Here is a 6,811-nt window from a genome sequence, read left to right as displayed (position 1 = left end):
CAAATACATAATATCGCTAGACAGGTTTAAGGGTGTACAAAGCAACATAACAGATAAATCCGCGGCTGCCTGGTCCAGGCTTTTTTTATTTGATAAGGTAGCTGGGAAGGTGGAGAAATTTATGCAATTTAGAGTGCTGTTTAACAGTTTACAAAGTAAGATGACTGCTGTATTTGTGATTATGGCGATTGTGCCTGCCGTTATTATTGGGCTTGCTGCAAGCCATAAGGCTAATTCGCTATTAGATACTTCCGGCAGAATGACCCAGGCCAGCAAGGCGACGCGTGTTGCAGACCGCTTAGATCAGTATCTGCTGGATGGTAAGGCTAATATTAATGCCTTGGCTAAGACCCCTTTTATAGCAGCAATGGGGTCTGTGGAACAGACAAAAACCTTGAAGGCTTTTTATGAAGGGAATGGTATGTTTGAACTGATCTTCTGTATAAATCCTCAGGGGATTATCCAAAATACCTGGCCGTACTCCGACTTTGGCGGAAAAAAAGACTTTACTGACCGGCAATGGTTTAAAGATGTTGTTAGTGCAAATACAACTGTGATCTCTGATACCTATGTGTCTGCATTTACCAAACAGGCAACTGCGCCTATTGTTGCACCAATCCTGGATGAAAAGGGACAACTGCTTGGTTATATTGGTGGCAATATCAAGCTTGACAATGTAACTACACTGGCTAAAGAGTTGAATGAGGGGGCTACTGGCAAAGCCATTATTCTCGATAAAAAGTTATTCTATCTTACTGATAGTCGTAATGAAGAAAAAGCGAAAGCACATGAGTTATTCAATAATGAGCAGATTTTACCGATCATTGCGAGTGGCACCGGGCAGGTTGCCGTTGTTGAATCTAATCTGGTAAGCTTTGCGCCTATTGGTCAGACCGGCTGGTCGGTGTTAAAACTGCAAAATACGGCAGAATCAATGGCCAGTGCCGACGATTTGCAAAAATTTATTGCGATAGTTATTATCGTTTCTGTCTTAGGTATTGGTTTGGTTGGTTTTTATTTGGTAAAACGAATAAGTAAGCCGATCACTGCCATTGCCGCGGTTGCTGAACAGATTGCTGCCGGACAGATTGTTAAAGCCGATGTTGCCTATAGTGGCGATGACGAGTTGAGGCGTCTCATCAACTCTTTTGGGACAATGACAGAAAACCTTCAATCCTTACTCCAGCAAACAAGCCAATCGACTGTGCTAGTGGCTAATGCCACAGGGCTTTTGTCAGCTAATGCCGAGCAGTCTGCGCAGGCCTCAAATCAGATTGCCATGTCGATTGGAGAGGTAGCATCCGGTTCTGAAAAACAGATTTATGCAGTCCAGAAAACGGTGGCTATTGTTGAAGAAATGGCTCAAGGCCTTGACGGGGTTGTTGCCAGTATGAATGAAGTAGCTGAGGCTTCGCAGCGGACGGCACTTGCGGCTAATACCGGCAACAAAGAAATTGTTTCAGCAATTAAGCAGATGAATCATATTGAAACGACTGTAAATAGTCTGGCACAGGTAATTACTAAACTTGGCGAACAGTCGCAAAAAATCGGACAGATTATTAATACTATCTCAGGCATCGCCAGCCAGACAAATTTGCTGGCGCTCAACGCAGCTATTGAAGCAGCCCGGGCTGGTGAGCAGGGACGTGGTTTTGCTGTTGTTGCGGAAGAGGTGCGGAAACTTGCTGAACAATCGGAGGATGCGGCCAAACAGATTGCCACACTCATCAGGGATGTCCAGCTTGATACCGAAAGTGCTGTTGCTGCAATGAACGATGGCAGCAGGCAGGTGAAGGTTGGTTCTGATGTGGTAAACTCGGCCGGACAGGTCTTTGGTGAGATTGAGACGCTGATTGAAGCTGCGGCAGGTAAGATGCATACCGTTTCTGCAGACGCACAACAAATGGCAGAACGGGGTGAGCAGATCGTTGCCTCAGTGCGGGGAATTGAGGCGATAAGCAAAGAGAATGCAATGTATACCCAATCTGTTTCTGCTGCTACAGAAGAGCAATCTGCTGCGATGCAGGAAGTCGCCTCATCAAGTCAGAGTCTGGAAAACATGGTAGAGGAACTCAATGCAGTGGTAAAAAGATTTAGAATTTAAACCTGATAGTAAGATGATGCTGAAAAAGCAAGTGTAGCCGGTAAGCCGGTTAGTTCTTGCTTTTTCGTATGCTTAAGGCTATATTTCGGGTATAACATTGTGGTATTATTAATGAAATTCAGGTTCGCTATTTATAGATAATTATTTTTTGAGCTTAAGAAGGGAAGACCATAATGACTTTGGCGACAAAATTACTGGATTGGTATGACAAAAATGGTAGAGACCTGCCCTGGCGTAAAGATAAAGATGCCTATAAAATATGGGTTTCTGAGATTATGCTGCAGCAAACGCGGGTAGAGGCAGTAAAAGACTATTATAGTCGGTGGCTGGATCGGTTTCCGACATTGGCCGCGTTAGCTCAGGCATCTGAGCAGGAAGTACTTAACTATTGGCAGGGGCTGGGTTATTATAGCCGGGCCAGGAATTTATTGGCAGGTGTCAGGGAGGTATGTTCTGAATATGGCGGCAAGGTACCTGACAATCCAGCTACGATACGGCGATTACCCGGGGTTGGTGAATATACGGCCGGGGCTATCGCCAGCATCGCCTATAACCAGGTTGCTCCGGCAATTGATGGCAATGTTCTTCGGATCTTCAGCCGGCTGTTCTGCCTGGATGGAGATATTACTAAGTCGGCGACCAAGCGGGAAATTGATCGCTTAATCAGGCAGAATATTTCTGATCAATACCCGGGTGATTTTAATCAGGCGTTAATGGATTTAGGGGCCATGATCTGCATTCCCCGGCGGCCTCGCTGCCAATTGTGCCCGTTAATTAATCTATGCGAGGCTTACGCCCGGGAGGTTCAGGATATGCTGCCGGTACGGGCGCCGAAGAAGGCACCACAACTGGTTGTACTGGCTGCAGGGGTAATGCTGCGGAACGGGAAATACCTGGTGCAGCAGCGCCCGGAAACCGGTCTGTTAGCCGGGATGTGGGAGTTTCCCACGATAGAAGTTATTGAGGGGGACGTGGCAGCTGAGCGGTTAAAAGCAGCATTCTGGAATGAGCTGCGACAATCAGTAAGTATTAAGGAAGAAATATTTCACTGCCACCATACGTTTAGTCATCGTAAATGGGATATCTCTTTTTACCAATGCGAATGGCTGGCTGGGGATGCCCTAAAAGATAAGGCTTGTTGGTTAAGTTCATCAGAATTAAGATCAGTGCCCTGGGCTGGACCTAACCACAAAGTGGCTTTGTGGTTAGAACAAAAGGCTATGTAACAGATATAGAAAAACTACTCCCGAATTATGTGATTGGGGAGTAGTTTTTTTTGGTGAAGATAAAAATATATACCCCTGTGTGTAACCAATAACGAAACCGCAACATAGCATATAACAGATAGCCTGATAGTTAGCTGAGGCTAAAAAAAATAATATATCTGTTAGCTATAGCTAACTTATATTTTTTGGCAATCTGTTAGCTAAGGTTAAGTTAGGGAGGTTGGTGTGTATGAGTGTTCAGCAGATTTCAACAATTGCTCTTTCCGAATTGGCAGTAGGGGCATCCTGTTATGTGGCCAGTGTGGAGCTTGAGGGGTTATTGAGAAGAAGGATACTGGATTTGGGAATGGTGCCAGGTACATCTGTTCGCTGTGTGCGGAAAAGTCCGGCCGGTGATCCGATTGCTTATGCTGTCAGGGGCAGCACTATTGCCCTCCGGACAGATGATGCCCGCCTTATCCGGGGCTATATACCAGATAACACATGCACAGATGGGGGGAAATAAACAGTGGCACAGGTGATAGAGTCTACCAGGCGTGTATTACGGGAACATTTTGGGATTAACACCTGCCCTGGTCAGTTCGTGATTGCACTTGCAGGTAATCCTAATGTTGGCAAAAGTACAGTTTTTAACGCGTTGACCGGCTTGCGGCAGCATACCGGCAACTGGCCGGGCAAAACGGTCGATAATGCCCAGGGAACCTTTATGCATAATAATAAATCATTTTTACTGGTGGACTTACCAGGTACTTATTCCATTTTGGCTCATACCGCAGAAGAACAGATCGCACGGGATTTTATCTGCTTTGGCCGTCCTGATGTAACCTTGATTGTGGTAGATGCGACCTCACTTGAAAGAAACTTAAATCTTGCATTGCAGATAATGGAAATGACTCCGAAGGTTGTTGTTTGCGTCAATCTTATTGATGAAGCCAGAAAAAAAGGGATTGAGGTCAATATTGAGCTGTTGGAAAAAGAACTTGGCGTGCCGGTGGTAGCAACAGCAGCACGCCAGAATGAAGGTCTTGCTCACCTAATATATACCTTGCATCAAGTAGCCACAGGTGAGTGTAAGACCAAACCTAACCAGTTAAAGTACTCGCCTGAGGTAGAGCAGGCAGTGCAACTGCTGTTGCCAAGTGTCGAGCGTCTTATTGGTAACAAGCTTAATTCCCGGTGGGTAGCCCTCAGGCTTCTGGATGGTGACAAAGCGTTTATTGAAAGTATCGGAATGCATTTAAAGTTGACCGGTATAAATGTTATCAAGGAGGCCGCAAACAGATGAAAGACAATGTTAAACCCATGAATACGCTGGCACAGTTATGCGCGGAGGCTGATTCTATCCGTCTCCGCCAGGATAACAGTATGGGCGATAAAATCGTTGAAGATATCTACGCCAATGCCGAGAGTATTGCCCGGAAAACGGTTAAATCACCCGCAGCAGATAAGTCGCACTGGGATAACAAGCTAGACGATATTTTGACATCGCGGATCTTTGGCTATCCAATTATGCTAATGCTGCTTGGTATGGTTTTCTGGATAACAATTGAAGGTGCTAACATTCCGTCACAAATGCTGGCCAATGCGTTTTTCAGTTTCCAGGAGCAGTTAACTATCTGGTTTCAGGCAGCCGGTGCACCGGCCTGGCTGCATGGAATGCTGGTTCTTGGCCTTTACCGTGCCCTAGCCTGGGTTATCTCGGTAATGCTGCCGCCGATGGCGATATTTTTCCCGTTGTTTACTCTATTGGAGGATTTGGGGTATCTGCCCCGGGTTGCTTTCAATCTTGATAATATGTTCAAAAAATGTAAGGCTTGTGGCAAACAGATACTAACGATGTGTATGGGGTTTGGCTGCAACGCTGCAGGGATAGTGTCCTGCAGGATTATTGATTCGCCCCGGGAAAGGCTGATAGCCATATTAACCAATAACTTTGTGCCTTGCAATGGCAGGTTTCCAACCCTTATCGCAATAGCAACTATTTTTATAGGAGGGGCTTTGGCACCCCAGTATGAGACTGCTGCTGTCACTGTATTTATGACCAGTCTGGTAATGCTCGGGGTTGCCTTCACCTTTGCGGTTTCCTGGCTGCTATCACATACAGTCCTTAAGGGCGAGGCTTCTTCAATGGTATTGGAACTGCCGCCTTATCGCAAGCCGCAGATTGGTGCTGTTATTTACCGGTCGATGATTGACCGCACCCTGTTTGTTCTTAAACGCGCGGTTATCATGGCAGCTCCGGCAGGCGTTCTTACCTGGGTTCTTGCCAATGTGTACATAGGTGATATTAGTATTCTGCAGCACCTCGCCGGATGGCTGCAGCCGTTTGCTTACGCGATCGGACTTGACGGATACATTCTGTTGGCCTTTATCTTAGGGCTACCCGCCAATGAGATTGTTGTGCCGATTTTACTGATGAGTTATTTATCCACCGGGTATATGATTGAGCTTGATGAATTGACAGAGTTGCATCAAGTATTTATCAGCCATGGCTGGACTTGGTTAACGGCTCTGAACACGATGTTGTTCTGCTTGCTTCACTGGCCGTGCACCACAGCACTACTTTCAACATATAAGGAATCAGGCAGTGCCAAGTGGACGTTTTTAGCTTTCTTACTACCGACAGTAGCTGGATTTGCTGTATGCTATGTTGTTGCTCAGTCGGCTCGCTTGTTAGGCTTGGTATAGTATTTGGTGGCAGGGGCAGTCAGCGGTCCCTGCCTTTTTTACATGATCAGAAAGTATATCAGATTTCTTATGAATCTGTCATCTGGCAGCTTTCAAGAAATGTATATAAGTGCTGATAAACATCAGGATTTTTTCGCATAAATACCACCAGTGCCTGGATTGAACCAATAGTGGATTTAGACAGATAGTGTTCGATTGCCTCGGCTTCGGCAGCAATATTGCAGTTTGCACGCAGCATTACTAAGAATTCCTGAATAATCTGGTTGCGACGGACAAGGAATTTACCGGTTTCGATGCCTGTAGCAGTCAGACCGATATGGCCATATTTTTGATAGGTAATGTAGTTGAGGGCTTTAAGTTTGCGCATGGCCTTGGTAACCGAGGGCAGGGAAACATTGAGCTTGTGACTGATATCGGTAACCCGTACAACACCGAGGCTGGTGTGAAACCGGTATATTTCCTCAAGATAGTCTTCCAGACTTGGTGAAAGCATACACACCCCTCCGCGTTAAACAGTATAATTATAATATTGATAATGTTTCTCAATAGGTTGTTTTGGCAACTACTATATACTATGATGAATTCCAGAATTATGAACCTTCCATTGAGAAAAAAGAAAGGCACTTGTTTATTCAACATACAATATCGTTCGGGGGAGCAAACAATCCGGCTGGTACCCGGCATGGCCGTGGGGAGTGCTATATATTACTCTGAATGTAAAGCCCAAATATGATATAGCCCAGGAAAGCAACTAATAACATAAAAATTCAATATTTTTCGACAATTAGTGACG

6 protein-coding genes are annotated in these 6,811 nt (G+C 45.5%); 5 read left to right on the top strand and 1 reads right to left on the bottom strand.

What is annotated here, in order from left to right; all coding sequences use genetic code 11:
- Positions 1–121 precede the first annotated feature (121 nt).
- The 5 genes from VN379_RS14405 (at position 122) to VN379_RS14385 (ending at position 6,018) form a co-directional block, all read left to right on the top strand.
- Positions 122–2,104, top strand: coding sequence for a methyl-accepting chemotaxis protein (locus VN379_RS14405; protein ID WP_325535012.1), 1,983 nt, complete (start codon positions 122–124; stop codon positions 2,102–2,104).
- A gap of 173 nt (positions 2,105–2,277) precedes the next feature.
- Positions 2,278–3,330 carry an A/G-specific adenine glycosylase gene (gene mutY, locus VN379_RS14400; protein WP_325535010.1) on the top strand — a complete coding sequence of 351 codons (1,053 nt, stop codon included), beginning with the start codon at positions 2,278–2,280 and terminating at the stop codon, positions 3,328–3,330.
- 229 nt (positions 3,331–3,559) lie between these two features.
- Positions 3,560–3,835: a FeoA family protein gene (locus VN379_RS14395; RefSeq protein ID WP_325535008.1), complete on the top strand. Its 276-nt coding sequence runs from the start codon at positions 3,560–3,562 to the stop codon at positions 3,833–3,835.
- Positions 3,836–3,838: 3 nt separating this feature from the next.
- A complete protein-coding gene (locus tag VN379_RS14390) occupies positions 3,839–4,615 on the top strand; it encodes a FeoB small GTPase domain-containing protein (protein WP_325535006.1) in 777 nt (258 codons plus the stop codon).
- Positions 4,612–6,018, top strand: coding sequence for a nucleoside recognition domain-containing protein (locus VN379_RS14385; protein ID WP_325535004.1), 1,407 nt, complete (start codon positions 4,612–4,614; stop codon positions 6,016–6,018). The genes VN379_RS14390 and VN379_RS14385 overlap by 4 nt, the downstream gene beginning before the upstream one ends.
- 67 nt (positions 6,019–6,085) lie before the next feature.
- Here the strand turns inward: VN379_RS14385 and VN379_RS14380 are convergent, their stop codons facing one another.
- Complete coding sequence (locus VN379_RS14380; protein WP_325535002.1) at positions 6,086–6,511, bottom strand: metal-dependent transcriptional regulator; 426 nt, start codon at positions 6,509–6,511, stop codon at positions 6,086–6,088.
- Positions 6,512–6,811: the final 300 nt, after the last annotated feature.

The organism is Sporomusa sp. (genome assembly GCF_035561255.1).
In the GTDB taxonomy this organism is placed as follows: domain Bacteria; phylum Bacillota; class Negativicutes; order Sporomusales; family Sporomusaceae; genus Sporomusa.
This window is presented reverse-complemented; position numbering and strand designations above follow the sequence as displayed.

What these genes read in the sequence shown, in the direction of transcription:
- VN379_RS14405 (WP_325535012.1), top strand. Translation starts at nt 122, where the DNA reads ATGCAATTTAGAGTGCTGTTTAACAGTTTACAAAGTAAGATGACTGCT.
- mutY (WP_325535010.1), top strand. Translation starts at nt 2,278, where the DNA reads ATGACTTTGGCGACAAAATTACTGGATTGGTATGACAAAAATGGTAGA.
- VN379_RS14395 (WP_325535008.1), top strand. Translation starts at nt 3,560, where the DNA reads ATGAGTGTTCAGCAGATTTCAACAATTGCTCTTTCCGAATTGGCAGTA.
- VN379_RS14385 (WP_325535004.1), top strand. Translation starts at nt 4,612, where the DNA reads ATGAAAGACAATGTTAAACCCATGAATACGCTGGCACAGTTATGCGCG.
- VN379_RS14380 (WP_325535002.1), bottom strand. Translation starts at nt 6,511, where the DNA reads ATGCTTTCACCAAGTCTGGAAGACTATCTTGAGGAAATATACCGGTTT.